This window comes from Pseudomonas sp. B21-032 (genome assembly GCF_024748965.1).
In the GTDB taxonomy this organism is placed as follows: domain Bacteria; phylum Pseudomonadota; class Gammaproteobacteria; order Pseudomonadales; family Pseudomonadaceae; genus Aquipseudomonas.
Window position 1 is genome coordinate 2,154,195 of sequence record NZ_CP087180.1, and the last position, 26,627, is coordinate 2,180,821.

26 protein-coding genes and 1 pseudogene are annotated in these 26,627 nt (G+C 63.3%); 12 read left to right on the forward strand and 15 right to left on the reverse strand.

Annotation, left to right across the window (positions count from 1 at the left end):
* Positions 1-448: 448 nt before the first annotated feature.
* Entirely contained in the window at positions 449-700 is a 252-nt protein-coding gene (locus LOY54_RS09895; protein ID WP_258610263.1) for a hypothetical protein, read from the reverse strand.
* Between the two features lie 194 nt (positions 701-894).
* Here LOY54_RS09895 and LOY54_RS09900 point away from each other — a divergent pair, with 194 nt between their 5' ends.
* A complete protein-coding gene (locus LOY54_RS09900; protein ID WP_258610264.1) occupies positions 895-1,284 on the forward strand; it encodes an SMI1/KNR4 family protein in 390 nt (129 codons plus the stop codon).
* A 164-nt stretch (positions 1,285-1,448) separates the two neighbouring features.
* On the opposite strand, the gene LOY54_RS09905 is transcribed toward LOY54_RS09900, so the two are convergent.
* The 4 genes from LOY54_RS09905 to LOY54_RS09920 form a co-directional block, all read right to left on the reverse strand.
* The gene (locus tag LOY54_RS09905; protein WP_045201663.1) at positions 1,449-1,709 is read right to left on the reverse strand and encodes a DUF6429 family protein; all 261 of its coding nucleotides are present in this window, start codon (positions 1,707-1,709) and stop codon (positions 1,449-1,451) included.
* A gap of 126 nt (positions 1,710-1,835) precedes the next feature.
* Positions 1,836-2,312, reverse strand: a complete 477-nt coding sequence (locus tag LOY54_RS09910) for a GNAT family N-acetyltransferase (protein ID WP_258610265.1) — start codon at positions 2,310-2,312, stop codon at positions 1,836-1,838.
* 58 nt (positions 2,313-2,370) lie between these two features.
* Positions 2,371-2,625 (reverse strand): helix-hairpin-helix domain-containing protein, encoded by a 255-nt coding sequence (locus tag LOY54_RS09915; protein WP_258610266.1) that lies wholly within the window; start codon positions 2,623-2,625, stop codon positions 2,371-2,373.
* Between the two features lie 35 nt (positions 2,626-2,660).
* Positions 2,661-3,317 (reverse strand): histidine phosphatase family protein, encoded by a 657-nt coding sequence (locus tag LOY54_RS09920; RefSeq protein ID WP_258610267.1) that lies wholly within the window; start codon positions 3,315-3,317, stop codon positions 2,661-2,663.
* A 120-nt stretch (positions 3,318-3,437) separates the two neighbouring features.
* Between LOY54_RS09920 and LOY54_RS09925 the strand changes: the two genes are divergently transcribed.
* Together LOY54_RS09925 and LOY54_RS09930 are read left to right on the forward strand one after the other, a co-directional pair.
* Positions 3,438-3,620: a hypothetical protein gene (locus tag LOY54_RS09925; RefSeq protein ID WP_045201655.1), complete on the forward strand. Its 183-nt coding sequence runs from the start codon at positions 3,438-3,440 to the stop codon at positions 3,618-3,620.
* Between the two features lie 35 nt (positions 3,621-3,655).
* A complete protein-coding gene (locus LOY54_RS09930) occupies positions 3,656-4,336 on the forward strand; it encodes a hypothetical protein (RefSeq protein WP_258610268.1) in 681 nt (226 codons plus the stop codon).
* 95 nt (positions 4,337-4,431) lie between these two features.
* Here LOY54_RS09930 and LOY54_RS09935 read toward each other — a convergent pair.
* Positions 4,432-6,863: pseudogene (locus LOY54_RS09935) on the reverse strand (membrane-bound PQQ-dependent dehydrogenase, glucose/quinate/shikimate family).
* A gap of 307 nt (positions 6,864-7,170) precedes the next feature.
* Between LOY54_RS09935 and LOY54_RS09940 the strand changes: the two are divergent.
* From LOY54_RS09940 to LOY54_RS09950, 3 genes are all read left to right on the forward strand, one after another.
* Positions 7,171-8,169 (forward strand): hypothetical protein, encoded by a 999-nt coding sequence (locus LOY54_RS09940; RefSeq protein WP_156160248.1) that lies wholly within the window; start codon positions 7,171-7,173, stop codon positions 8,167-8,169.
* 55 nt (positions 8,170-8,224) lie between these two features.
* Positions 8,225-8,689: a hypothetical protein gene (locus tag LOY54_RS09945; protein ID WP_052676574.1), complete on the forward strand. Its 465-nt coding sequence runs from the start codon at positions 8,225-8,227 to the stop codon at positions 8,687-8,689.
* Positions 8,690-8,769: 80 nt separating this feature from the next.
* Entirely contained in the window at positions 8,770-9,102 is a 333-nt protein-coding gene (locus tag LOY54_RS09950) for a hypothetical protein (protein WP_045201648.1), read from the forward strand.
* On the opposite strand, the gene LOY54_RS09955 is transcribed toward LOY54_RS09950, so the two are convergent.
* The 3 genes from LOY54_RS09955 to LOY54_RS09965 all read right to left on the reverse strand — a co-directional run bounded on the left by LOY54_RS09955 (position 9,099) and on the right by LOY54_RS09965 (position 12,554).
* A complete protein-coding gene (locus LOY54_RS09955) occupies positions 9,099-9,443 on the reverse strand; it encodes a hypothetical protein (protein ID WP_045201647.1) in 345 nt (114 codons plus the stop codon). The genes LOY54_RS09950 and LOY54_RS09955 overlap by 4 nt on opposite strands.
* A 130-nt stretch (positions 9,444-9,573) precedes the next feature.
* The gene (locus tag LOY54_RS09960) at positions 9,574-10,953 is read right to left on the reverse strand and encodes a DUF1329 domain-containing protein (protein ID WP_258610269.1); all 1,380 of its coding nucleotides are present in this window, start codon (positions 10,951-10,953) and stop codon (positions 9,574-9,576) included.
* A gap of 23 nt (positions 10,954-10,976) precedes the next feature.
* A complete protein-coding gene (locus tag LOY54_RS09965) occupies positions 10,977-12,554 on the reverse strand; it encodes a DUF1302 domain-containing protein (protein ID WP_195883609.1) in 1,578 nt (525 codons plus the stop codon).
* A 257-nt stretch (positions 12,555-12,811) separates the two neighbouring features.
* Between LOY54_RS09965 and LOY54_RS09970 the strand changes: the two genes are divergently transcribed.
* Both LOY54_RS09970 and LOY54_RS09975 read left to right on the forward strand, forming a co-directional pair.
* Positions 12,812-14,548, forward strand: coding sequence for an FAD-dependent oxidoreductase (locus LOY54_RS09970; RefSeq protein WP_258610270.1), 1,737 nt, complete (start codon positions 12,812-12,814; stop codon positions 14,546-14,548).
* Positions 14,549-14,559: 11 nt separating this feature from the next.
* Positions 14,560-15,438, forward strand: a complete 879-nt coding sequence (locus LOY54_RS09975; RefSeq protein ID WP_195883611.1) for an SDR family NAD(P)-dependent oxidoreductase — start codon at positions 14,560-14,562, stop codon at positions 15,436-15,438.
* Positions 15,439-15,504: 66 nt separating this feature from the next.
* On the opposite strand, the gene LOY54_RS09980 is transcribed toward LOY54_RS09975, so the two are convergent.
* The 6 genes from LOY54_RS09980 to LOY54_RS10005 all read right to left on the reverse strand — a co-directional run bounded on the left by LOY54_RS09980 (position 15,505) and on the right by LOY54_RS10005 (position 22,041).
* The gene (locus tag LOY54_RS09980) at positions 15,505-17,076 is read right to left on the reverse strand and encodes a FadD3 family acyl-CoA ligase (protein ID WP_258597261.1); all 1,572 of its coding nucleotides are present in this window, start codon (positions 17,074-17,076) and stop codon (positions 15,505-15,507) included.
* A gap of 66 nt (positions 17,077-17,142) precedes the next feature.
* Positions 17,143-17,889: an SDR family NAD(P)-dependent oxidoreductase gene (locus LOY54_RS09985; RefSeq protein WP_093384815.1), complete on the reverse strand. Its 747-nt coding sequence runs from the start codon at positions 17,887-17,889 to the stop codon at positions 17,143-17,145.
* Between the two features lie 99 nt (positions 17,890-17,988).
* Positions 17,989-19,080: a ferredoxin--NADP reductase gene (locus LOY54_RS09990; protein ID WP_258610271.1), complete on the reverse strand. Its 1,092-nt coding sequence runs from the start codon at positions 19,078-19,080 to the stop codon at positions 17,989-17,991.
* Positions 19,081-19,093: 13 nt separating this feature from the next.
* Entirely contained in the window at positions 19,094-19,849 is a 756-nt protein-coding gene (locus LOY54_RS09995; protein ID WP_045201630.1) for a glucose 1-dehydrogenase, read from the reverse strand.
* Positions 19,837-21,516 carry an FAD-binding protein gene (locus LOY54_RS10000; RefSeq protein WP_258610272.1) on the reverse strand — a complete coding sequence of 560 codons (1,680 nt, stop codon included), beginning with the start codon at positions 21,514-21,516 and terminating at the stop codon, positions 19,837-19,839. The genes LOY54_RS09995 and LOY54_RS10000 overlap by 13 nt, the downstream gene beginning before the upstream one ends.
* Positions 21,517-21,525: 9 nt before the next feature.
* Positions 21,526-22,041, reverse strand: coding sequence for a flavin reductase family protein (locus LOY54_RS10005; protein ID WP_093384802.1), 516 nt, complete (start codon positions 22,039-22,041; stop codon positions 21,526-21,528).
* 218 nt (positions 22,042-22,259) lie between these two features.
* On the opposite strand from LOY54_RS10005, the gene LOY54_RS10010 reads away from it, so the two are divergent.
* From LOY54_RS10010 to LOY54_RS10025, 4 genes are all read left to right on the forward strand, one after another.
* Entirely contained in the window at positions 22,260-23,444 is a 1,185-nt protein-coding gene (locus tag LOY54_RS10010) for a flavin-dependent monooxygenase (protein WP_045201624.1), read from the forward strand.
* A gap of 126 nt (positions 23,445-23,570) precedes the next feature.
* Positions 23,571-24,692: an LLM class flavin-dependent oxidoreductase gene (locus LOY54_RS10015; RefSeq protein WP_045201622.1), complete on the forward strand. Its 1,122-nt coding sequence runs from the start codon at positions 23,571-23,573 to the stop codon at positions 24,690-24,692.
* 141 nt (positions 24,693-24,833) lie between these two features.
* Positions 24,834-25,733: a VOC family protein gene (locus LOY54_RS10020; protein WP_093384794.1), complete on the forward strand. Its 900-nt coding sequence runs from the start codon at positions 24,834-24,836 to the stop codon at positions 25,731-25,733.
* A gap of 11 nt (positions 25,734-25,744) precedes the next feature.
* Positions 25,745-26,626, forward strand: coding sequence for a CoA transferase subunit A (locus tag LOY54_RS10025; RefSeq protein WP_258610708.1), 882 nt, complete (start codon positions 25,745-25,747; stop codon positions 26,624-26,626).
* Position 26,627 lies beyond the last annotated feature (1 nt).

A 26,627-nucleotide genomic window follows, 5' to 3' on the forward strand; every position in this document is an offset into this window, starting at 1 on the left:
AAAATAGGGCCTTGGGAACACGCTTGGGAATATCACTTCCAATTCGGCTTGGAATCGCTTCGAAGACGTTCACTATTTTGCCTTCTGTGCGCGCGCCCCCTTCTCCGAAATCATGTCCGTTTCGTTTAGACCAACCTAGCCGGGGTGGCGCGCTTCGTTGAAGTGGGTAATATGCTTCGCTTCCTTCTAGGCGGGAGAGCGGTCATGCGCCAAAGGCTGCAGCAGCTTCGAGAGTGGCTCACACCGCGTAGGCGGCTATGGATGGGCATAGCTCTGATTACAGTCACTATCGCTGTGCCAATTGTCAGTCCAGGAACCACCGTCAGTTGGCTTATCGGGCCTGCGAGCGTTTTCTTCGTGGGTGCCTTTATGCCCGCTACGAACGGAAAATGATAAGGCGCTGGCGGGCATCCGGCAGATGGTTTTGGCGGTACCTTGGAATGTGAGTTTACCGGAATGGCAGCTGCCTCGAGTCTGTCACCAGAACGGGCTGAATAAAGCCTTCGATGTCACCAGCCAGCCACGATTGTTCTGTTCTTGATAAGTAAAACTTAACGGCTGCGCCCGATTCGTCGGTCGACGCTACTGCGATCAATGTCTGTTGTGGATACTGTGTGCGCCACTGCTGAAACACGGCGTTGATCAACAGCAAGGCCTGTACAAGATTATCGCCTGTGAGGTAGTTGAATTGACCCAGCATTCAACGCTTGTCTCGTCCGGGCGGAGCGATCGCTGAACAGTTCCAAGTCTTTTCTTGAAAGCGGCGTGAATCGCCTAACGCTACCACTGAAGGCAACTGGCCGATCATCGCTAGAAGGGAACGATTTGCCTCGCAGCATCACCCCGGACTCGCTAGGATGGGCTGAATTCGTATTTTTGCCAGGCGATGAGTGGATGTTCCAGGACTTAAAAAACAATTCCCCGCACGGGAGCATGCTAAGCAAACTCCAGCCTGTTGCCTCATCAATGCTTGCACACCTGAACGAATGCTATCCGTCTCTTCCCGAGGATTACAGCTCCTTCCTGAAGGAATTCGGAAGCGGAGCAGTAGGTGCGGAGCAGCCGCTGTTCATTCTGTATGACGGTCTGCTAGCGCCGAATGAAATTTACGATGCTGACAGTGCCACCGCGCTGGAGGGAATTCTGTTGTTCGGTGATGACATGCAGGGCTACTGCGCAGGCTTTGATACCGCCTGGCAGGTAGTCGAGATTGATCCGCTCGATGGGCAGGCTCATGTAGTTGCCGCCAGTTTTCAGGAGTACCTGCGCGATCTGTTGAATTAGCGGCGAGGCTCTATTCCCTCCGCAGTTACCGTAGTTGTATTCAAGCGCTCGCGTTTGCGAGAAGCCGACAGCGAACTGTAGTGGAGGGCGAAGCCTTTTGCTCGATCGCAGAGCACCAGGCGTTGTGCCAGGGGGCGTGTCGATTCATCCACGCGTGCATCCACTCAGATATCAGCGTTGGTTGCATGCACTGCTTGAGCTTTCACCCCAAATAACCGGTCAGCTATCCGCCGACCTCGCTCCAGCCCCTCCGCCGTCAGCCAGATCGATTTACTCTTGTTTATCGGATCATTAATGAAGCCCTGCTCATGCAGTCGATTCATGATCTCGAAATCGAACCCTTTCCAGGCATTGCCATCGTCGGAACTAAAGGCTACCAACAGGGCAAGCACGGCATCTTCAATCAGTTTGTCGTCGTATTCCATGATCGTTGCTCCGCTCGTATTTAAGTATCGCGCATGAAATCCAGTAGCAATTGGCAGCCCTGCGCGGCGGTACGCAGAGCCAATAACAATGTACCATCAGAATCTCCGCCGTTTCAGCCACCAGCCTCAATCACCAGCAGATGCCCGAAGCCGATAGCGAACAAAGCGCACGCCATCCAAACAAACTTCCCCGTCCGGCTGAAACCCTAACCGAAGCATCCCCTTGACCCGCGTTCTGCTAGGCGCAAGCAAAACGGTAACCGATTCCAGCCCAATCTCCTCAAAGGCTCGCCGAAGGATTTCAGCAAAAATCGCTCTGCCATGGCCCCAGTAATCTGGATGTAAAACCAGCGCCAGGTCCGCATCACCCTCGGTTAACTGCAGACCACCCCAGCCGGCAAACTTCTGATTCACCAAAAAAGCCCACGGGCCATAGCCATTAACCTGCCACTGCGACTCTTTCTCGGCGACCCACGCTGCGCATTTGGCTTCGTCAAAGTCGGGGCGGCCCAAAGGCATGTGGCGCAAGACCCGCGAGTTGTTGTTGAGCTCGATGATGTCGGCGCTGCTGATTTCACTGAGTCGCTTGAATTGCAGGTCCATGCTTTGCCTTTTCCGCAATTTTTGATGCGCGGGTTCGCACTCGCGCAGGCCAACCAATCTAGCCGGCGGGCTTGAAACTAGCAGCCCCTTTCGCAAGCTCAACCGCAGCAGTAATCGCTGATCGCGCTTGCGGGCTGTTCTTCCAGCAGGTCGAGCCCAGTGCCGCTGAGGCCTGAGCCAGTATGTCACTGACATCCGCCTTGCCCAGTTCTGCCAGTGATTCAATCCCCATCTGTTCGAGCCGGGTAATGACGGTTGGGCCGACGCCCTTGAGGGTGAGCAATGCAGCTCGTTCGGTCGGTGAAAACGGCATTTGCGAAATCCTTTTCTGGGTAGCTTGGGGAATGTTCAAGTATAGAAACACCGCAACTTGGCTTGGGTCGATGCACAGACCTGTGCCTGAAACTTCGCATCGTCCGAATTCCAGCACAACGCGTAGCCATAACAATTGGGCACGTGGTTGGCAATCTCATACGCCCGCCATTGCGTCATTGCCTGGCCATCAATTGTCTCTGGCGTGTACTCAAGTAACCAGGCAACAGCATTGATGAACTGCCCATGGGAGAACACTGCAATGTCCTGGGCAGGATGCGCGGCAAGTTGTTCCAGGAATGCCTTCGCCCGAGCCACGAAGTCCAAAAACGACTCCGCTCCGGCGCCATCCCTGAATGCCGGGTCCGATCTGGCCCAGTACGCTTCAACCCAGTTGCGACGTTGGGCCACTGTCGTGTCGGCACAGCGCGCAGGTTCTAGGTAGGTGAACTCTTGCACAGCCCAGGTTTCGAGCGGCACGGCAGGGAAGGCGGTGGCCGTCGCCCTGGCGGTTGACTGGGCTCGAAAGAATGGCGAGGCAACAATTAATTGCGGCGCCTGGGTGAACGAATGGGCCACCCGCTGCGCTTGTTCGATTCCCTTTTGAGTAAGGGCAATGCTCGCATGATCGCGACTGGCTTGGCCTGCGTTGGCAGCGCTTTCGCCGTGGCGAATCAGCTTGATGTGCTTCATTGACGACCTGTCTTTTCAACGTGAGTGTTGATTGTCCTGTTGCGCAGCATAACGGCAATCTGGTTTAAGATGGTGCATCATGGCTGACTGCCATGCAGCCATAAAACAAGGAGGTTTGACATGAGCAACCCAAGCAAAAAGCCTTTCATCCTGGCCGGCGCGCCACTGATTGCCATGGGCTCGGGCTTCATTGCCGTGGGGTTATCCGGGCAACCTGCATTTGCTTACACCGGTCTGGGCTTGTTAATACCCGGCATCGTACTGGTTGCGATCGAATTCTATTCGAGACGTCGACGGGCTTGAGTGAGCCGCGACAGCATTCGAAGATAAGGATATCCGTGCAAAACCCACAACCGACCGACCCCGCTGAACGCCCTGCAGCAAACCCGCCCGATACATTGATGAACTGGTCGATCAAGGCGCGCCTGATTGCGCCCAGGGACCTGCGCAATGGCATCCTGGCGATGACCATCGCGGTGCTCGGGGTGGCCGGTATGCTCGGTTGGCTGGGCGCCGACAAGTGGGTCTACGGGCTATGCGCGGTGATGTACGTCCTGATGCTGCTGTTATTAACGGTCAGAACCCACCTCTCATTCCAGCTCACCCGCGACGGCATAACCATCAGCAAGTACGTGCGCTCCGATCGCGCCGCCAGGACCACCATCGTCGTGGTTGTGGTAATCGAGGCGCTGTTGATGCTCTGGCTGGCGGTCGCAACCGGCACCTGGTGGTTGCTGCTGACGCCGCTGTTTATCGCTTACATCCTGTTCACTCGCAAGATGGTGCCGCCTTCGCCCGAAGCCTGCGCTAAACATGAGTACGGCCCCGGGTGGGAGCAATATCGCTACCTGACCATCGACCGCAAGCGCCGGATCCTGGTCCCGCATATCAGTAACCTGTCCATCGGCTTCGAACTGCGCCTGCCCGACATAGCGATGTTCGAACAGTGCCTGGCGCTGATGCGTGAGCTGTTACCTGCCGAGGTTGAGTATCTGGAGCGGGATTGGGAGTTTGCGTGATCTGCAGCGGGGCGGTTCAAACAGCCGCTCAAATGAACCCCTCAAAAAAACAATCCCCGAATACCGGGGATTATTTTTACGTGGCGCTAAGCAACTTATTGCTTCCCCGTTCCCTCCGGCAACGCATAAGCAATGATGTAGTCGCCCACATCCGGCGAATGGCTCATGCCGCCCGCCGAGATCACCACATATTGCTTGCCGGTAGCCGGCGACTGGTAGATCAACGGCGCGGCTACAGCACCGACCGGCAGGCGGGCTTTCCACACTTCTTTACCGGTGGCCGAGTCGAGCGCGCGCAGGTAGTAATCCTGGGTGCCGGCAAAGAACACCAGGCCGGACGCCGTTGAGGTCGGGCCGCCAAGGGTCGGCATGCCCAGCGGGATCGGCAGGTGGGTTTTGATCCTCAGTGGGCCGGTGTCCTGGACAGTGCCCAGCGGCACTTGCCAGACCAGTTTCTGGGTATTCAGGTCGATGGCGCTCATGCTGCCGAACGGCGGGCTGTTGCACGGTACGCCCAGGGGGGATTGCAGAATATCGATTTTCACCCCGCCATAGATGCCGGCAACTTGTGGGCGAATGGTGCCCATGAAGCCAGGCACTTCATCGGTCGAGACTTTGAACTTCTTGGTGTTTTCCTTGGTGACCAGGGCCATGCGCAGTGGCACGCGCATGTCGTTGACGAACATCATGCCGGTGTTTTCGTCGATGGAGATACCACCCCAGTTCATGCCGCCCAACAGGCCCGGCCATTCGATGTAGGGTTTTTCGGTTGGCGGGGTAAAGGGGCCGACGTAGACGGAGTCCTTGAACATGATGCGGCAGTACAGTTGGTCGAAGGTGCTCACGCCCCACATGGACTTTTCAGTCAGTGGCTCGGCACCAATCACCGGCATGCCCACCGAGTGCGGTTGGGTGGGCGCCAGGTGTTCGCCTTCTGCAGCCGGTGCAGTCGGCACCGGGCGCTCCTGCACTTCGGTAACCGGCTGGCCGGTGCGGCGGTCCAGTACGAAGATGTTGCCGGTTTTACTGGTCTGGATCAGCACCGGGGTTTTTCGCCCTGGGCATTCTTGATGTCGTACAGCACCGGCTGCGATGGCAGGTCGTAGTCCCACACGTCGTGGTGAACGGTCTGGTAAACCCATTTCGCTTTGCCGGTCGAGGCATCGACGGCAACCACGGCCGAGCCATACTTTTCCTTGGCCTGGTTGCGGTCGCCACCCCAATAGTCGGGCGGGCCGTTGCCGGTTGGCAGGTAGACCAGGTTCAGTTCCTTGTCGAAAGTCGGAACGGTCCAGACGTTGGGGGTTTCCAGCGTGAAGGCGTGATCGGCGGCGGTGGTATCCGCATCCTCAGGCGCGCCGATATCCCAGGCCCACACCAGCGCACCGGTGAGTACGTCAAAGGCCCGCACCGCGCCGGAAGGTTCTTTGCCGACGATGTCGCGGACCCAGCCACCGACCACAGTGAGGTGGCCCATGACCACCGGCAGGGAGGTCGGGTGATAGCGCTTGCTGTTCTCGGTCGGGCCCATGCCTTTTTTCAGGTCGACGAAGCCGTTGTCGCCAAAGTTCGGGCACAGGCTGCCGGTGTGCGCATCGAGGGCAAACAAGCGCGCATCGACAGACGACACCAGAATGCGCTGACGGCATTGTTGCTGATCGTTGTAGGAGGCTTTGACCTCAGTGCTCAGGCTGTCGTCCTTGTCGATGTCGTAATAGCCCACGCCGCGGCAGGTGACGTGCTCGGCACTGCTGGCGTGCGGGTCGAATTTCCAGATCGGCTTGCCGCTGTCGCCGTCGAGGGCGGTGATCAGGTTTTCCGGGGTGCACGAATACAGCACGTTGCCGATCTGCAGCGGGGTGTTTTCGTCGACACCGGCGCCATTGCCGGTAGTCCTGCGGCCGGTGCGGTAGATCCACGCCACTTGCAGGTCCTTGACGTTGTCTGCGGTGATCTGGCTGAACGGCGCAAAGCGCGTGCCGGATGCACTGCGGCCAAAGAACTCCCAGTTTTCAGGTGCGGAGGCGGGCGCTTTGGGCGCGGGCGCACCGGTGCTAGCGACCGGGTTGGAGATCGCGCCGTGCGGATAGAACGCAGCAACGAAGGTTGCGATCAGCGCCGCAAACACGACAAAACCGCTGCCGTTGGCCAGGCGCCTAGTGTTCGCAGAGGTACCTGGGAACGCAGCACCGACCCACAGGCTCAGGGTCAGGATAATCGCCGGAACCACCAGGCGCGGCAGCAGTTGCCAGTAACTAAACTGGCCCACTTCGTAAAATGCCCAGGCACAGGTTGCAAGGGCGATAACCACGGAAAGGGTAATGCCGCTGCGTTTGCGCCAGAAAAACAGTGCCGCCAGCAGTAAGTAGGCAAGGCCGGCGATCAAGTAATAAGTTGATCCTCCCAGTATCACCAGTTTGAGGCCGCCATATAGCAACGCCAGCGATATCACTAGAACCAGCAGGGAAAACAGCACGCTCGCGGTCGTGGCAAACTTCCGGGTTTGCGTTCGAGGGTCATCCGTCATTGTTTATACGTTCCGTTAGTCATAGGCATTGCACGCACGCAGTGCGCAAGGCTCAGGGGGAATTAAGTTGGCAGCATCAACGCCTGATGGGCAGCGCTGGTCAGCTGGGAAGCGGGGCAGGGGCTTGGCCTGGAAACTGATTTCAGTTTAGGCCGAGGGTGTTTGCGGATAAACGCCCGGGGCTGAGAAGCTTTATTGGTGAAACAGTAACAATGGCGTTTGCCGCACAAGCAATAAGCGCTAATGGCGGTTATCATCCGCGCCCGCAGGTGTACTGCGGATGTCTTGGTCAAGGAGCAGGCTTGTAATGAGTCGAAGTGCGGCAGGGAAGCTGATGGTGGGTGCGGGTATCGGGTTGTGTGCACTGCTCGCTGTGGCCTTGTTCAAGGAGCCCAGGGTGGTGCTGGCACAGTTGCAGTTCCAGGGCGGTGCCCATCCTCGCGGTGACGCCGGGCAAGTGCACGAGGTTTACCGCCAGGCCGTCGAGCAGCTGTTGGCCACCCAGCACATCGATACGCAACGGCTGCAGATCGAGCTCGATCCCCAGCACAGTGACACCCTTGTGCTGCGCGGCCCTGAGCCTGCCCTGAGCGCCGCGCAACGCCAGGCCCTGGCCGGCCAGTTCGATACCATCCTGAAGGCGCGCAAGGCGGTGGTCTCCAGCGTGCAATTGCAGCTGGACTACAGTCAGGCCAAGCGCCTGAATGCAGCAGGGAGGGAAATCGGCCCGGCGCCTGCCAACGTCGTCGCGATGGGGCGCAAGGTCATACCGCTGTGGTTCGACTTGCCCTACGAAACGAGCCTCGATACTCGCATCAGCGACAGCGAGCGGCGCCATGCCTTTGCCGGTAGCCGCACGGTCAACGCCGAGGTGAGCTGCCAGCTCGACAGTTTCGTGCAGAGCGCCTTGCCGTTTGTCATTACCGGCTTCAAGGCCGATAGCGCGCAACTGGAAGGCGGCATGGACATTCTCACCCACGACAAGATGACCCTGCGCGTGCCTGCCAGCCTGTACTTTGACGACCGTGACTTGCGCGAGCGCCTCGAGGCGGGAGGGCTGAAGGTCAGCATGGGAAGCCAGATGTCCTACGGCAAGTTTCGCTCGACCTGGCTGACCATTGAGTTCGGATCACTCGGCGAGCACCCCTACCAGCCCTTTGATATGGCCGACGCCGGGCGCCAGGGCCTGCGCGAGATGTGTGGCGATTACGCGTATCAGGCCGGGCGGCCGTTTTCGTTCTACTACGGGGTAGGGCTGGACCGACTGCAAAAGGTCAGTTTTGCACCGCAGGTCGATGCTCGATGATCTAACCTCCTGTATCACGCAGAGCCACAAATGAATGGCGCACGGGAGCAATCGTATGGGCAGTGGATCACAGGCCACCGAGCAAAAATTTCCGTTTCCCAAAGAAGTCGTGCTCGAAGCGCTAGGCGAAGTCCTGCCGAACCTGGGGCTGCAAGCCACGCACGTCGACATGTTCATCGGCAGAATCGATGTGTCGGCGGGCATGTCGGCGTTTTCCTGGGGCGAACGAGTGACCATCGTAGTTGATGATCTGGAGCCGGGCGTTTGCGTTGTAAGAATCGAGTCGTCCTTGAAGGTCGGGGCGAACCTTCCTGGCAATCATCGGCACCATAAAAATTTCTCCAGGATCATTTATGCGCTGAGTGATTACCTTCAGCTCGGGGAGAAAGGAGAGAGAAAATCGAACCGGGCAGTTCTGGATCAACAACTAAGTCGTCGCAGCGAAGCTGCGTCCAGGGTGACGTCGATAGTGTGGGTGTGCCTGATAGCGGGAGTGGTTTCATTTTTCTGGTTTAGTTGAGTGCACTGAGTAAACCAGACTGCCGTGATAGAATTCGCCGCGCTTTACCCACCGTGTCATTGAAAGGACTCAGCAACGCCATGTACTTCCCGATTGAATTCTACAACGCCCTCACTTCGCAGTTCTGGACGCCGCTGCTCGCCGCTGTGCTCACCTGGATTCTGCTCTGGTTTCGTAGCCAGTCCTACGACGGCACCGGCGCCTGGACCCTGGGCTTGATCGTGGTGCTGTGCGCGGTGGCGTTCTTTCCCAATGGTTACCACGCGCTGTTCAACACTGGCCCGACCTTCTACAGCCATGACCGTATTTATGCGCCTGACTACTCGGCAAAGTTCAGCGCCGATGTGCTGCTGACCCTCGCCGGTATGTTGGTGGGCATGCTTGCGCGCAAAATCGTTATCAGCCTGCGCTAATCGCGAAATTTCACCACCTGGTTGCACTTGGGGCACTCGATCAGCTTCTGGGTGAAGACCTCATGGGGCAGGAAGCCGCGGTGCATCAACAGCCCTTCACCCGGCTTGTACAGGTGGTGCATGGAGGTGTTGCATTCCGGGCAGCGCACGAACAGCGCGGTGAAGAAGAACAGGCAGAGGCTGACGATGGCAAACACTGCGTAGGTCTCGAAGTATCGCGTCGCATCACGGTCGAACAGCACCCAGATCATGTAGAGGCCGCCGGTCCAGATGCTGAGGTTGAGCTCCACCTGCATGGCGATGGCGAGAAAACGGTTCTTCAGGGGTTTCACCAGGATCATCCATTGATCGTTCAAAGGCGGGGCCGCGCGCGGGGGGGCGCGGGCAGTACGGCGGCTATTGTACTTCGCCAGCGGCGAAAACGCCTGCTCCCGAGCGCAGCGCTCGGGAGCAGGGCGGCGTGCCTGGGGCTCAGCGGGTACCGAGCTTGCGCAGGTTGCCGGGGGTGAACTCGTCGGCGGCAAAGTTGCTGGCGTTGAGCTTGGCCGGCTTTTGCTCGTCGAGCAGGCGATCGACCAGGTAGGAACCGGCGATCAGGTCGTGATAGATCCCCAGGCGCGCGTGGAAGCGCTGGATCTCATAGGCATACACCGAGGTCTGCATGTTGGTGCGCCACAGCTGGCCACGGGCGTCGAAGTTGTCGGCCAGGGTAGCCGCCCAGCTGTCTTCATCGATGTAGATCAGGCGCTTGGCATAGATGTGCCGGGCAGATGGCTTGAGGGTTGCCTGCAGCACCCACACCCGGTGTTTTTCATAGCGCATCAGCTCCGGGTTGATATGGCCGCTGGTAGAGAGGATCTGCGCGGTGTTCACCTCGGGGCTGTCGATCTTGTAGTTGTTGTAGGGGATGTAGATTTCTTTCTTGCCGACGATGCTCCAGTCGTAGCGGTCGGTGGCACCGTTGAACAGGCGGTCTTCATCGTAGACGCGAAAGCCGCCGGCACCGGTGGGCGAATCGTAGCCCACGGTCGGCGCCCGGCGTACCCGGCGCTGGCCCGGGGTGTATTGCCAGGCATGGCGCGGTTGGGCGGCGGCGTTGATGAATTCGTGGCCGACGATGATCTCGCCTTTCTTGCGCACCGGCTCAAGGGTGGTGAGCAAAAAGTCGGTGAACACGCCGTTGACGCTTTGCGCGCTCTGCTTGGGGTCGGACCACAACGAGTAGATCTTGTAGTTGACCTTCTCCAGGGCCTTGTTGTTGTCGGCATACACCACCACCTGCTGGTAGTTGGCCTCTTCGGTGACCGCCCGTGCCTGCATGTTGTGGTTGAGGATCAGCTCGTTGCCGTTCTTCGGGATCGGGAACGGCGAGGCGCCGAAGGCGTTGAGGGCATCGTTGCCGTCGGCGCTGAGCGTGGCGTTCAGTGCGTTGCGCTTGAGCGCATCTTCGCTGGCCTGGTCGACCCTGAAGTCCCGATGGCTGGGGTAGACCGGGATCTTGAACGAGTTGGGGTAGCGCTTGAACAGCGCCTTCTGGCCGTCGGTGAGGTTGGCGGCGTATTGCTCGACGTTCTGCGCGGTGATGGTGAACAGCGGTTTTTCGTCGGCGTATGGGTCGGGGTAGGGCGTGCCTGGGCCGGCGAATTTCAGATGCGGCGGCAGCCCGCGCCATTTGCCGGTCCAGGCCGGAATACTGCCATCGGCGTTGCCGGCGCGCTCGGCGCCGACCGGGGTCAGGTCCTGGCCCAGGCGCGCGGCATCGTTATTGCTGACATTGGCGTGGGCCAGGCTTGCGCCGAGCAGGGCGGCCGCCAGGGTGGTGCGCAACCAGGGATGCGTGAGAGTAGACATGCGGTGCTCCTCCATCAGGGGCTTCAGAAGCGGTACTTGAAGTTGAGGGCGACGTTGTCGCGGTCGGCCAGGGGCGAGTTGTTGGCGTTACCCAGGTAGGCGTTGTAGAGCGCTTCGACGGTGAAGTTGCCGAGGTAGCGCCAGGTGGTGCCGATGCTTGCGCGCTCATCGCCTTGCCCGGCATTGATCGAGCCGGTCAGGGCGCTGTCGTGCTGGGCGGCGCTGCTGTAGGTGACCGGTACCGACATGTCCCAGCCGCTGAACACGTCGTTGTAGTCGAAGGTCGCCTGTACCGTGTAGCCCCAGGCGTCGCGGTCCAGCACCAGGCTGTCGGTGCCCGGCAGGGTCAGGCCGGGGGCCAGGGTCAGCGGGGTCGAGGCGTCGTTGTCGAGCACGGTGTTGTAGACCAGCTCGCCGACCAGGGTGGTGTTGTCGGCAAAGGCGGTCGGGCCGACCACGTGGATCATCGACACTTGGGCCTGCAGGGTCTGCGCCCGCACCGGGCTTGAGAAACCGTTGTCGACCATCACCGGCGCGCCGTCGCGGTAGCTGACCTCACCGGCGATGCTGGTGTCGCCGAGCACGGTACCGAAGCTTGCGCCGTACTGGTCGATGTTGTCGAAGTAGCGCACGCGGTAGTGGCCCAGGTCGGTCTGGAAGTCCAGCGACGGGTTCTTGTCGTGGTAGCGCGAGTAGTAGAGGCCGAACTCGGTGTTGTTCAGCGACTCGGCGGTGTAGCGCAGGGCCACGCCGTACTGGCCGCTGTCACTGGGCTCGTCGTCCTTGAGGCGGGTAACGAAGCCTGAGGCGTCGCTGAAACCGCCGCGGTCGATCAGGTCGGTGCTGGAAAAATAGCTGCCGACCCCGAACAGGTCGGTCTTCTCCCACTTGTACTGGTAGTAGGCTTGCAGCTCCAGGGCCTCGGTCAGGCTGAACTGGCCGAACACCTGGCCGACCGGCAGCAGCACTTCCTTGACCTCGACCCCGGGGGTGGTGGCCTTGGTCGCATCGACCGGGCTCTGGGCCGCAGAGATGCCCGGGTAGAACAGGCTTTCACCCCAGCTCACCACCTGATCGCCGACCCGCAGGTTGAGGTTGTGGCCGCTAACGTCCCAGCTGCCGTAGGCATAGGCGTCGAGCAGGCGCAGGTCATCGCGGTGCTGGTCGATGGTGTCCTGGGAGAAGCGGTCGGCGCGCCGGCAGTTGCCGCTGGCCAGGCAGTTGGAGGCACCGCTGTTGTTGTCGTTGCCCTGGTCGTAGACGTTGTCGTAGAAGCCGGCAGCGCGCACGAACAGGCCGTAGTTGTCCTGCCACTTAAGGTTGGCCTCGGTGAGAAAGCCAACGCGGTTGTTGATCAGGCTGCCGCGGTCGAAGGCGTTGTCGCCATCGTTGCCGTCGGCGTTGGCCACCAGCTTGTGGTCGCGGCCCTCGGTACGCCAGGCCAGGCTGTAGGTGAGGGTGGTGTCCCAGTCGATGCTCAGGTCATCGTTGGCCTGAAAGGTCAGGGCGCTGGCCGGGGTGCCCAGGCCGCCGGCCAGCATCAGCATCCCCAGGCGCACGCAGGTATTGAGTGAAGGTGGGGCGATTGTTGTTTTTATCATGTCGTCCTCATGCCGCGGTCAGACCTGCCCGACCGCTGTATTCAAGGTGGGAGGTGAAGCTGGAGGCGACTATGGAATCCCCTTGGCGGCGCAACATCGTCCAAGCGGACTAAGCGATGCCGCCAAGTGCGCCGGACGCTGGCGCTAGTCCCATCGGACGATGTTGGCCCGCGCCGGGCATCGAACAATCAATGACCAATGCCCCCGGCCGACTGCCGGCGCGGCCTGTTGTCCATTGCCCTTTACAAGGTGAGCACATGAACGAAGCCGGGATCGACTGGGACCACTGTTGCGACGTGCTGGTGATCGGTTCGGGGGCCGGCGGCATGACCGCCGCCCTGCGCGCCCATGACCTGGGGCTCAAGGCCCTGGTGATCGAAAAAAGTAGCGAATACGGCGGTACCTCGGCGGTGTCCGGCGGTGGTGTGTGGATCCCCAACAACCCGCGCATCAGTGCCCTGGGCGGGCACGACTCGGCCGAGGAGGCCGTCGCCTACCTCAAGACGGTCACCCAGGGCGAGATCGACGACGGGCGCATCGAAACCTACGTCGAGCAGGGCCGGCGCATGCTCGAATACCTCGAACAACACTCGCGGGTGCGCTTCGAGGCGCAGCCGCACTATGCCGACTACTACCCCGAAGTACCGGGCGGCAAGCCTGGCTACCGCTCCATGGACCCCTTGCCGTTCGACGCGGCGCAACTGGGCGACGAGTTCCTGAAGATGCGCGCGCCGTCACCGGGCACGCTGATGATGGGTCGCATGGCCATGACCATGAAAGAAGCCCAGGTGCTGCTGTGTCGCGGCAAGGGTTGGCTGCGCCTGACCCTGCGGGTGATGTGGCGCTACTGGCGCGACCGCACGGGCCGCAAGCTGTCGCGCCGGGATCGCTTCCTGACCCTGGGCAACGCCCTGGTCGGCGCCTTGCGCTGCTCGTTGCTCGACCGTGAGGTGCCGCTGTGGCTCGACTGCGCGCTGGAGCAGCTGCTGATCGTCGACGGGCGCATCGGCGGCGCCCAGGTGCGTCGCGACGGCAAGCTGGTGAGGATCAAGGCGCGTCACGGGGTGATCATCGCCGCCGGTGGCTTCGAGCGTAACCAGGCGATGCGCGACCAGTATCACCCGCAGCCCTCGCAAGCGCGCTGGAGCGCGACGCCGCCGCACAACACCGGCGACGGCATTCGCGCCGGCCAGGCCGTGGGCGCGCGCACCGCGCTGATGGAACACAGCTGGTGGGCGCCGACCACCCATGTGCAGGGCGAAGAGAAGCAGCGCGCGCTGTTTGTCGAACGCACCTTGCCCGGCTGCGTGCTGGTCAATGCCGCGGGCCAGCGCTTCGTCAACGAAGCAGCGCCGTACACCGACATCGTCTACGCCATGTATGCCAACAACCGCGAAGGCGCCAGCAGCGTGCCGTGCTGGATGGTCTTCGACGCCAGCTTCCGGCGTAAATACCCCTGTGGCGCGCTGTTGCCGGGCTATGCCCAGCGCGACTGGCAGTTGCCCCGGCACCTGCGCGACTACTTCCACAAGGCCAACAGTCTTGAAGCCCTGGCGACCAGCATCGGGGTCGATGGCGCAGGCCTGGCGCGTACCGTGCAGCGCTTCAATGCCATGGCCAGCCTGGGTCGCGACGAGGATTTTGCCAAGGGCGAGTCGTTGTTCGACCGCTATTACGGCGACCCCGGTGTGCAGCCCAACCCGTGCCTGGCGCCGTTGCTGCAGGCACCGTTCTATGCGGTGCGGGTCGATGCCGGTGATATCGGCACCAAGGGCGGCTTGCTCACCGATGTGCATGCGCGGGTGCTGCACGAGGACGGCCAACCGATCCTCGGCCTGTATGCCATTGGCAACAGCGCCGCATCGATGATGGGCCGTACCTATCCGGGGGCGGGGTCGACCCTCGGCCCGGCCATGACCTTCGGCTACCTGGCCGCCAACCATATCGGCGCGTTAGCCAGTAATCACCAGGCCCAGGCGGCGCTGGTTTCTTGAGGATGCACCCCATGAGTACACAACACAGGCAGGTTGCCGTGGTCACCGGCGCCAGCCGCGGTGTCGGCCAGGGTATCGCCCTGGCCCTCGGCGCGGCCGGCATGACCGTTTACGTTACTGGCCGGGCCCGCGGGCAGGGCGGTTCACATTTGTACGGGCATGCCCTGGACGGCGACCTGCAGGCCACCGCCGAGGCGATCAGCGCGGTGGGCGGGCAAGGCATCGCGGTGACCTGCGATCACGCCGACGATGCCCAGGTGCAGGCGCTGTTCGCCCGGGTCGAGCGCGAATGCGGGCACCTGGATCTGCTGGTCAACAACGCGGCGTTCATCCATGACCAGTTGATCGAACCGGGGCCGTTCTGGAGCAAACCGCTGGCGCTGGCGGGTATCCTCGACGTCGGCCTGCGTTCAGCCTATGTCGCCAGCTACCATGGCGCGCCGCTGTTGCTGCGCAGCCGCCAGGGGCTGGTGTGTTTCACCTCATCGTTTGGCGCTGGCTGCTACATGCATGGGCCGGCTTATGGCGCGCAGAAGGCCGGCTGCGACAAGCTGGCCGCCGACATGGCCATCGATTTCGAAGGCCAGGGCGTCGCCGCCGTGTCGCTATGGTTAGGCCCGCAACTGACCGAGCGCACGCGGATTGCCGGCGAGCAGCATGGCGAGCAGTACAAGGCGTTTCTTGCCGATGCCGAGACGCCGCAGTTCAATGGGCGGGTGATTCATGCGCTGCTCAATGACCCGCAGTTGATGCGCTATTCCGGGCAAACCCTGATCACTGCCGAGATAGCCGCTGGGTATGGCATCAGCGAAGCGGGCGGGCGCCAGCCGCCTTCCCATCGCGGCTTGCTCGGCGACCCGCGCCAGCAACATCCGGCGCGGGTGATCTGAGCGGCGGGTTACAACCCCTTCGGGCTCAATCGCCGGCCTTGCCGGCGATGGGCTGCACAGCAGCCCTCACACCCAGCCGCGCAATACCTGCTTGGCCACTTTGCCCGTGGCATTGAGCGGCAAGGCTTCGACCACTTGCACCCGCCGCGGCACTTTGTAGTTGGCCATCTGCTCGCGGCACCAGGTATTGAACTGCGCCACGTCGATCACCTGTCCAGGCACCGCCAGCAAGAAGGCCATGGCCACTTCCCCCAGGCGTTCATCGGCAATCCCAATCACGGCGGCCTGGGCCACTCCGGGGTACTGCAGCAAGGTCTGTTCGATCTCCGCCGGGTAAACGTTGAAGCCACCGGTGATGAACATGTCCTTGAGCCGGTCGGTGATGCGCAGGTAACCCTGTTCATCCAGCACGCCAATGTCGCCGGTGTGCAGCCAGCCTTCGGCATCCACCGCTTCGAGGCTTGCCTGCGGGTCGTTGAGGTAGCCATGCATCAGGTTGTAGCCGCGGATCAACACCTCGCCAGGCACGTTGGCCGGCACCCTGGCGCCGCTGCTGTTGACGCAGCGGATCTGAACCCCAGGCATGGCCCGGCCGCTGGTGCTGGCGACCCGCTCGGCGCTGTCGCCGGGGCGGCAGATGCTGGCAAAGCCGCAGGCTTCGGTCAGGCCGTAGGCGGTGACGATGGTGGCAAAGCCCAGCTCCTCGCGCATGCGCCCGATCATCTCCACCGGGATCGCGGCGGCGCCAGTGACGGCGACGCGCAAGGAGCTCAGGTCGTAGTTCTGGCGTTGCGGGTGGGCCAGCAGCGACTGATACAGGGTCGGCGGCCCGGGCAGGATGTTGATGCGCTGGCGCTGCACGCAGTCGAGCAGCGCCTGCACCTCGAACACCTGCTGCGGGATGATGGTACAGCCGCGCATCAGCGCTGCCAGCCAGCCGGCCTTGTAGCCAAAGGAATGGAAGAACGGGTTGACGATCAGGTAGCGATCGCCCCGGCGCAGGCCGACGATCTCGCTCCAGTCGCGCACTACCTGCAGATTCTGGCCGTGGGCGGTCATCACGCCCTTGGGCTTGCCGGAGGTCCCGGAGGTAAACAACAGGTCGGACAGGGTCTGCGGCCCGACCTGCTGCTCGCGGGCCTGCAACAGCGCCTGCGGCACTTGCTCGGCGAGGGCCATGAACGCCTCCCAGGCCAGGCCGCCGTGGCGCGGCTCTGCCGGGCGCAGGCTGATCACCTGGCGCAGGGCCGGCAGGGTTTGGTCGGCGAGCATGGCCGGGTAGTCGTTATCCAGAAAGCGGCTGATGCAAAACAGCACGCAGGTGCCGCTCTCGCGCAGGATGTGCCCGGCCTCGCTGCCTTTCATCCGTGTGTTCAACGGCACCAGGGTGGCGCCGATGCTCTGCAGGGCGCCGGCGGCAACGATCCATTCCCACAGGTTGGGCGCCCACACTGCCACCCGGTCGGCCACTTGCACGTCCAGGGCGAGCAGGGCGCGGGCGGCCTGCTGGCGCAACAGCTCGAGCTGGCGGTAGCTGATGCGCTGCCCGCCGTCTTCGATGGCCGGGCTGTCGCCGTAGTCCCGGGCGGCGCGGGCGAACAGTTGGGCGATGGTCTGAGCGTTTTCGACAGGCAGCATGATGCCTCCTCAGGCTGAGGATGAATGAGCAGGGAAAGCGCCGGGCAGGCTGCCCGGCACCGCAGGTCAGGCGCTAGGCGGGGCGAAACGGCGGCCAGCGGAGAAACCGCCGTCCACGGCAATCATCTGGCCGCTGACGAACGACGCTTCGTCAGAGGCAAGAAACAGCGCGACGTTGGCCACTTCGTCCGGCTGCCCGGAACGGTTGAGCATGTGCTGCGAAGCGAAGAAGGCGTGGAATGCCTGCTGTTCGCGGACCATGCTGGTCATCGGCGTTTCGATCAGGCCCGGGCACAGGCCGTTGACGCGGATGTTGGCGTAGCCGTAGTCGATGGCCATCGAGCGGGTCAGCTGGTTGATGCCGCCCTTGGAGACGTTGTAGGCAACGTTGCCGTCGCAGCCCTGCAGGCCGAAGATCGAACCGATGTTGATGATCGAGCCGCTGCGCTGGGCCTCCATCTGCGCCAGCACGTGCTTGCTGGTGAGCATGCTGCCGGTGAGGTTGATGTCCAGCACCCGCTGCCAGTTGGCGGTGCTGGTCTGGGTCACGCTGCCCTGGTCGGCGACGCCGGCGGCATTGACCAGCACATCGATACGCCCGAAGCGGCTGATGACTTCGCTCATCACCTGCTGCACGCGGGTTTCATCGCGCACGTCCAGGCTCATGAACAGGCCGGGGAAGTCCGCCGGCGCCTCGCCAATGTCCAGGCCGACGACCTCGGCGCCTTCGGCAATGAAGCGGCGCACGCACGCCAGGCCGATACCCGATGCGCCGCCGGTAACCACGGCGACCTTGTTGTGCAAACGAGCCATAACTGAACCTCTGTCTTATTGTTGTGGGGCTGCTGGCGCCGAGTCTAACCGCAGTCGGGGCCGCAGTGATCGTCCGATGAGACTAGCGGGCACCGGCCCTCAGCCGGGGAAGCGCAAGCGCACCCGCGCGCCCAGTGGCCGGCTCTGGCAGGCCAGGGTCCAGCCTTCCTCCAGCTCGCGGGCGCTGAGCACATCGTTGCGCGAAAGATGCGTTTCACCCTCGAGCACCGTACACATGCAGGCCCCGCAAAAGCCTTCTTCGCACGAAGACGGCACGTCCAGGCCCGCCGCCCGGCAGCTTTGCAACAGGGTATCGCCGGGCTGGCAACGGATTTCGTGTTGCTCGCCGTCGAGCTCGACCAGCAGCAGCTCACAGGCCGAGTCGCTGCTGACGGCGCGGGCAACGGCCTCTTGCGCGGCGAGTTGATCCGGGTCGGGCGGCGAGACGAAGCGCTCGACATGGATGCACGCGGCAGCTTCGCCCAGGGCCAGCAGGCTGCGCTCGACGGTGTCCATGAACGGCCCCGGGCCGCAGATGAAGTAGTCGCCGCCGCGCATTTCGCCGACCAGTTGCTGGACCTGGGCGTCGCGCAAAAAGCCCTGCAGTGAATCGAGCAGGTGGATCACCTGCAGGCGCTGCGGGTGCTCCTGGCTCAGCTGGCGCAGTTCGTCGCGAAAGATCACCGAGGCTTCGTCGCGGTTGGCATACACCAGCCTGACGGATCGAGCGCCGCTGTGCAGCACCGACTTGAGGATCGAGATCACCGGGGTGATGCCCGAGCCCCCGGCAAACAGCACCAGTGGCCGCGAAGGATCAGTGGCCTGGCGCTCATCCAGGCAGAAATGCCCGGCCGGTGGCAGCACTTCGAGCCAGTCGCCGACCTGCACCTGCTGGTTCATCCAGTTCGATACCCGCCCGTCGGCAACCCGCTTGATGGTCACCTTGGGCCGGGCATCGCACAGCGGCGAGCTGGCCATGGAGTAGCAGCGGGTCAGCAGTTTGCCGGCACAGGGCACGCGAAAGCTCAGGAACTGCCCCGGCTTGTAGCGAAAGCGCTCGCGCAGTTGCGCCGGCACCTCCAGGACCAGCGAGCGCGCATCGGCGGTTTCGTCGATCACCGCGCAAACCTGCAGCCGATAGCTGCCGCTGGCCGACACCAGCGAGTCCTGCCCAAGCGCTTGCATGCCCATGTTCATCTTCGCCTCAAATGCCGCTGATCAATTGCGCGTTGTCCACCCGCAGTTCGGCGCCGTTGACGAAGTTCGATTCGTCGCTGGCCAGAAACAGCACCACGTTGGCGATATCGCGCGGCGCGCACATGCGGTTCATCGGGTCCTGGTCGAGCAGCGCCTGGTCGATCGGCTGGCCACCGGCCAGGGCCTGGGTCATCGGCGTGTTGACGCCGTCCGGGTGCACGCTGTTGCAGCGGATGCGATACCCCTGCTGCTTGCAGTGTAGGGCGATGGAGCGGGTCATCGCCGCCACCGCGCCCTTGGAGGCCGAATAGGCGCAGAACATCGGCATGGCGCCCAGGGCGGCCACCGAGGACATGTTGACGATCGAGCCGCCGCCACTGTCCTTCATGGCTTCAATGGCATATTTGCAGCCGAGAAAGTAACCGTCGCCGTTGATCTTCTGGACCTTCTGCCAGGTTTCCAGCGAGGTGTCCTCGATGGTGCCGGCCACCAGGATGGCGGCGTTGTTGACCAGCACATCGAGGCGCCCGAAGTGCTCCAGGGTGGTCTTGACCACCTGCTGCCAGTCGCTTTCACTGGCGATGTCGTGGCGGATGAACAGCGCCTTGCTGCCGATCTGCGCGGCGACTTCGCGACCGGCCTGTTCATTGAGGTCGGTAAGCACCACCCGGGCGCCCTGGCTGGCCAGCAGCAGGGCGTCCTCGCGGCCGATACCGCTGGCGGCGCCGGTGACGATGCAGACTTTGCCTTCTACACGTTGCATGGTTGTTCTCCTGATGGTGCGGGGTTGCGGGCGGCGTGCGTGGCGATATGCGCCGCAGCGCGCCGCCCGGAGTAAATGCAGTCGGCCAGGGACAGGCCGGAGACATACAGGTTGGAGGCCACGCCCACGGCATTGCGCCCGGCGCTGTACAGCCCGGCGATCGGCGCGCCGTGCCGGTCGAGCACCGCGCCGCTGCGCTCGTCGACGCGCAGGCCGCCCAGGGTCAGGGCCGGGCAGGGGAACAGGCGGCTGTCATAGGACAGGTCGAGGGCATACCAGGGGCCGCTGTCCAGCGGGCAGAGCATCGCCGCCGACTTGCCCAGCGGGTCGGCGATGTCGCCTCGGGCCGCGCTGCTGTACTGCGCCACGCTCTGGCGCAGGTTGCCGGCGGGCAAGGCGCAGCGTTCGGCCAGCTGTTCCAGGCTGTTGCCGCGTTTGGCGTTGAACAGCAGGTTGAGCAGCACCGGCAAACGCTGGAAGTTCCACACCTTGCCCGGGCCGACCTGCTTGAGCGCCTGGCGCACCAGGGCGCGGTTGAGAATCAGGATGGCCTTGCCGCGCTGTTCTTCAACCATGGCGTGGCCGAGGGTGGCGCCGTACACCTCTTCGTTGCAGTAGCGCAGGCCCAGGCCGTTGACGATCATGCCGCGGGCCCAGGCCAGCGGCGGGTTGATAAAGCGCCAGGCGCTGATCTTGTCCATCCGCGCCAGGCTGGCGCCTGCGCTCTGGCCCAGGAGCAGGCCGCTGCCATCGCAGGCGCTGCTACCCAGCGCCAGGCCGGCCAGGTACTGCGGCGCGTGCCGGGCCACCAGCTCGCGGTTGAAGATAAAACCGCCACAGCTGAGCAGCAGGCCTTTTTCGGCGCGGATCAGGGTGCGCACGGCATGGCGCTGCTCGATCTGCCGCAGGCGCTTGCGCAGCACCTCGGCCAGCGCCGGGGCGTACATCTGCAGGGCGCTGACCCAGCGCGCCAGGCGTGCATGGCGGCGGGCGGCGCGGCTATCGGCAGGCAGTTGCCAGGCCACCACACCGAGCACCCGGTCGTGGTTGTCGACCACCAGCTGGCGCACTTCACACTGGCTGCGCAGGCGCACGCCGAGCTTCAGGGCACTGGCGCGCAGCGGCGCAAACAGGCTGGCACCGGACATGCCCGGGCCTTTGGCGCGGTGCCCGCGAGGGGCGGGTGTGGCTTGCGCGGCGTAGGCCGGCACCGCTTCGTTGCCCGAGTAGTAGAGGTAGTAACGGTCGCTGGGGTAGGAGGTTTTCTGTGGCGGCACGCTGGCTTCGAAGGCCACGCCATGGCGCTCCAGCCAGGCCAGTTGCTCGACACTGCGCTCGCAGAAGTCGCGCAGGGTGTCGGCCGATACCGCCTCGCCGACTTCCTGGCGCAAATAGTTGAACATCGCCTCGCTGTTGTCCGGGTAGCCGGCGCGCTGCTGGTAGGGCGTGCCGCCACCGGCATAGACCACGCCACCGCTGAGCGCCGTGGCGCCGCCACCGGCGAAGCGGTCCAGGGCCAGCACACTGAGCCCGCTGCTGGCGGCCTCGATGGCGGCGCAGACCCCGGCGCCGCCAAAGCCGACCACCAGCAGCTCGGCCGCGGCGTGCCAGTGCAGCTGTCCGGCATGCTCCACCCGCAGCGGCGCCAATGCGCTCAGGCTGTTCATGGCCCGGCCTCAGCCCGCTGCCGCGATCATGCGCGCGGGCGCTGCGGTGGTGGTGTAGCTGCCGTCCAGGTACACCAGCGGGGTGATGCTGGCGCTGGTGCGGATGCGCAGGATGCGGCCAATGAAAATGGTGTGGGTGCCATAGGTCATGCGCCCGTCCTGGCGGCAAAGAATCGAAGACTGCGCGTCGGCCAGAAACGGAATGCCTTCTTCGCTGGTCTGCCAGTCGCCGCGCTCGAAGCGTGCCTCGCCCTTGATCGCGCCGCTGCACAGGTGCGCCAGGTCCTGCTGCTCGACGCCGAGGATGTTCACGCAGAAGTCGGCGCCGTCCGCCAGGGCGGCATGCGGTGAGGCGCTGGTGTTGACGCAGATCAGCAGCGACGGCGGCTCGGTGCTCAGCGAGTCGACCGCAGTGGCGGCCATGGCGAAGCGCTGGGTGCCGTTGCTGGTACTGATGATGGTCACGGACTTGGCCAGGCGGCGCATGGCCTGGAGCATGTCGGCTTTGAGAGTGTTGTTGTTCATCGCACGGCCTCTGGTTGGCTTGGAGTGCGATGAATTCTTGCAATCGGTGCAAGGCCCAACATCGTCCGAGGGGACTAGTCGAGCCACGTCGGCGCGGCATGGTCCGTTTGAGGGATGTTGGCCGTCGGGCGCCTTGCTTGAATGCCGGGGCAGAGGCCGGTTGCGCCTCTGCTGCACGCGCGCCCCGGCGGACGGGGTGATCAGAGGAGAACAACAACATGCTCAATCACGACCTGATACGCCAGCGTCTGGCCCAGCGCGCCCGCGAGCTGGTGCCGATCCTGCGTGAACGTGCCGCCCATGCCGCGCAACGTGGCCAGCTACCGGAAGAAACCCTGCGCGATTTCCACGACGCCGGGTTTTTCCGCATCCTTCAGCCGGCGCGCTGGCAAGGCTACGAGCTGCAGCCACGGGACTTTTTCGAGGTGCAGATGACCCTCGCCGAAGGCTGCATGTCCTCGGCCTGGGTGCTGGGGGTGGTGGCCATTCACAACTGGCAACTGGCGCTGTTCGACGACCGCGCTGCCGAGGATGTCTGGGGCCAGGATTCCAGCGTGCTGATTTCGTCGTCCTATATGCCGGTGGGCAAGGTCGAGCGGGTCGAGGGCGGCTTCAAGCTCAGCGGCCGCTGGGGCTTTTCGTCGGGCAGCAAGCATTGCCAGTGGGCCTTCCTTGGCGCCCTGGTGCCGCCGCAAGAGGCGGGCGGGGCGCCGGACTACCGGACCTTCCTGGTGCCGCGCAGCGACTACCAGATCATCGACAACTGGAATGTCATGGGCCTGGAGGCGACCGGCTCCCACGACATCCAGGTGAGCGATGCCTTCGTCCCGGAGTACCGCACCCACCGCGCTGCCGACGGTTTCATGCAGTACAGCCCGGGCAACGCGGTCAACAGTGCGCCGTTGTTCCGCCTGCCGTTCGGGCAGATCTTCGTGCGCGCCGTGTCGTCGTCGGCCATTGGCGCCCTGCAGGGCGCGATCGATCTGTTCGTCGAGCACAACCGCAGCCGGGTCGGGGTCAATGACGGGCGCAAGATGCTCCAGGACCCGGCGGCGCAAACCGCCCTGGCCAATGCCATGGTCTGCGTCGACGAGTGCCGCACGGTGCTGCTGCGCAACTTCGATTTCATGCTCAAGGCCGCCGAGGCCGGCGACGCCCTGGCCATGCAGACGCGGGTGAAGATGCGCTACGACTCGGCGCTGGTCGCCGACAAGTGCGCCAAGGCGGTGGCCGAGCTGATGTTCAACAGCGGCGCCTCGACGATCTTTCGCAGCCACGCCATCAACCGCGCCTTTCGCGACATTCATACCGGCCGCGCCCACGTTGCCAACAACCCGGCCAAGTACGCCTGGAACCTGGGCGGCGTGAGCATGGGCCAGGACAGCAGCGACTTCTTCCTCTGAAGCGCCAGATCACAGAAACCGGCTAGTCCGTTTGCGGGATTCGAGCGGCGCGGCGATCCCCGAGCATGGTGGCAAGGCGCGGGTCCCTGGCGCCGACCGAGCCGTTAACAAGAACAAGGATCAAGCATGAAATTCTCATTGATTTACGAAGCACAGACGGTGGACTCCAGCCGCGAAGGCGACCGCAAGATCTTCGATGACACCGTCGAGCAGGCAGTGCTGGCCGACCAGCTCGGTTTCGACACCTTCTGGTGCGTGGAACACACCGCCCTGAGCAATTACTCGCACATGTCGGCGCCAGAAACCATGCTCGCCTTTGTCGCCGGCAAGACCGAGCGCATCGGCATCGGCCATGGCGTGGTGTGCCTGCCGCCGGCGATGAACCACCCGGTCAAGGTCGCCGAGCGCATCGCTACCCTCGACCTGCTGTCCAAGGGCCGGGTGCATTTCGGCGTGGGCAAGGGCGGTACCCAGCAGGAGGCCGGCACCTTCGGCTACGACCTGGCGACCCTGCAGCCGCAGATCGATGAAGCCATGTACCTGATCCCGAAAATTTTCGTCCAGGACGAGATCGAGCACCACGGCGACTTCGTGCAGATCCCCAAGCGGCCGATCCACCCCAAGCCGTACCAGGACCCGCACCCGCCGATGTACCTGGCCTGCACCAACACCGAATCGCTGAAGAACGCCGGCGGGCGTGGCATGGGCGCGCTGGTGCTGGGTTTCGGCGGCCCGGAGGAAATCGCCAAGAAGGTCGAGGTGTACCACCAGGCCTGGGACAACCGTGACGCCAAGCAGCAGGTCGGCTTTCGCCCCAACCGCCACATCGCCGCGCTGTGCCCGGCCATCGTCCTCGACGACAACGAACTGGCGCGGCGCATCGGCATCCGTGGCCAGCGCTACTTCATGGAGTCGCTGGGCTACTGGTACGGCGGCGGCGAGCGGCCAGACCCGCAAAAGTGGAAAGACGACACCTACGTCGACGGCAACGGCCAGGCAGTGATCAAGTCGCGCTTTGCCTCCGAGGAAGTCAGCGTCGACTTCTCCGACCCGACCATGGCGATGATGAACCCCAACCATGCCTACGGCACGGTCGAGGACTGCATCGGTTACGTGCAACGCCTGATTGATGCCGGCGCCGACGAGATCCTGTTCATCTGCCAGATGGGCACGGTGCCGCAATGGGCGCAGCTGGAGACCCTGCGCAACATCGGCGAGAAGGTGATTCCGCATTTTCGCAAGCAGTGAGGTGAAAGCATCGCGGGTCAAGCCTGCTCCCACAGACCCGCGAAATTCACCCGATAGCGCTAGTCCCAACAGACGATGCCCGGCCTTGTGCAGCGGGCTTGAATAGCGCTCAACACGTCGATCAACGCGAGGACAACAAGCATGGATATCCGCGGCCTGGGTTACGTCACCCTGCTGTCCACCGACCTGGCGCAATGGCGTCATTACGCAACCCAGGTGCTGGGCATGATGGTGGCCGGCGAGGGCGCTGACAGCGCCCGGCTGTACCTGAAAATGGACGATCGCCCGTACCGCCTCCTGGTGTTGCACAGCGACCAGGACAGCTTCGGCGCCTGTGGCTGGGAGCTGGCCGGCGAGGCCGCCTTCGAGCAGGCAATCGCCGAGCTGCAGCAGGCCGATATCGCCGTCGAGCGCGGCAATGCCGCCCAGGCCGAGCTGCGCAAGGTCCAGGCGGTGGCGCAGTTCTGCGACCCGGACGGCAACCGCCACGAACTGTTCTGGGGCCCGCGCCAGGATTTCGCCCGCTTTGTCTCGCCGGTGGCAGTCAAGGGCTTTGTCACCCATGAGCTGGGCATGGGCCACGTGGTGCTGCCGGCGCCAACCTTTGAGCGCTGCCGCGATTTTTATCAGCGGGTCATGGGCTTTGGCCTCTCGGACCTGATGAAAGTGCGCTTCACCCCTGACCCGGGCGAGCCGGAAAAGCGCATTCATTTTCTCCACTGCAACAATGGCCGTCACCACTCCCTGGCGATCTTCGAATGCCCGGTGCCCCATGGCTGTGTGCACATGATGGTCGAGGTCGACGGCCTCGACGAGGTCGGCCGCGCCCTGGACCGCATGCACGCCCACGGCGTCAAGCTCTCGGCCACCCTTGGCCAGCACACCAACGACCAGATGGTCTCGTTCTACATGAAAACCCCTTCAGGCTTTGACCTGGAGTACGGCTGTGACGGCCTGGTGGTCGACTGGAACCAGCACACCCCCTTCGAAAGCACGGTGGTCAGCCACTGGGGCCACGACTTCAGTGTCGGCCGCCCATGAGGACAACGATGATGGACAAACAAATGACCACGGCGCAGATGGTCGGCCAGCTGCGCGACGGCATGACCCTCGGCATCGGTGGCTGGGGCCCGCGGCGCAAGCCCATGGCGCTGATCCGCGAGATTCTGCGTTCCGACCTCAAGGACCTGACCGTGGTCGCCTACGGCGGTGCCGATGTCGGCATGCTTTGCGCCGCGGGCAAGGTGAAGAAGCTGGTGTTCGCCTTCGTCTCGCTGGATTTCATTCCACTCGAGCCGTACTTTCGCAAGGCCCGCCAGGACGCCGCCATCGAGGTCATGGAGATCGACGAAGGCATGCTCCTGCTCGGCCTGCGCGCGGCGGCCATGGGCGTGCCGTTCATTCCCACGGCGGTCGGCCTGGGCACCGATGTGCTGCGCCACAACCCGCAAATCAAACTGGTGGCCTCGCCCTATGCCGACGGCAAGGACTGGGTGGCGATGCCGGCGCTTGACCTCGACGCCGCGCTGATCCACGTCGACCGCGCCGATGCCCGCGGGGTCTGCCAGATCAGCGGCCCCGACCACTACATGGACGACCTGTTCGTGCGCGCCGCCCGCCACAGCTACGTGACCTGCGATCAGCTGGTCGACAGCGACTACTTCCACAGTGCGCCGGAGCGCGCGCACCAGGTGTTCTGGGAGCGCAACCTGACCACCGCCGTGGCCCATGTGCCGGGCGGTGCGCACCCCTCGTCATGCGCGCCGCTGTACGGTTTCGATGTGCCGCATTTGAAGGGCTACACCGCCTCGGCCCAGGCCGAGGAGGGCTGGCAGACCTATGTCGAGCAATTTGTCGCCTGCTCCCACGAGCAGTACCTGGAACAGGTCGGTGGCCTGGGCGCCATCCGCCAGCTTCCCCTGCCGGTTTTCTAAG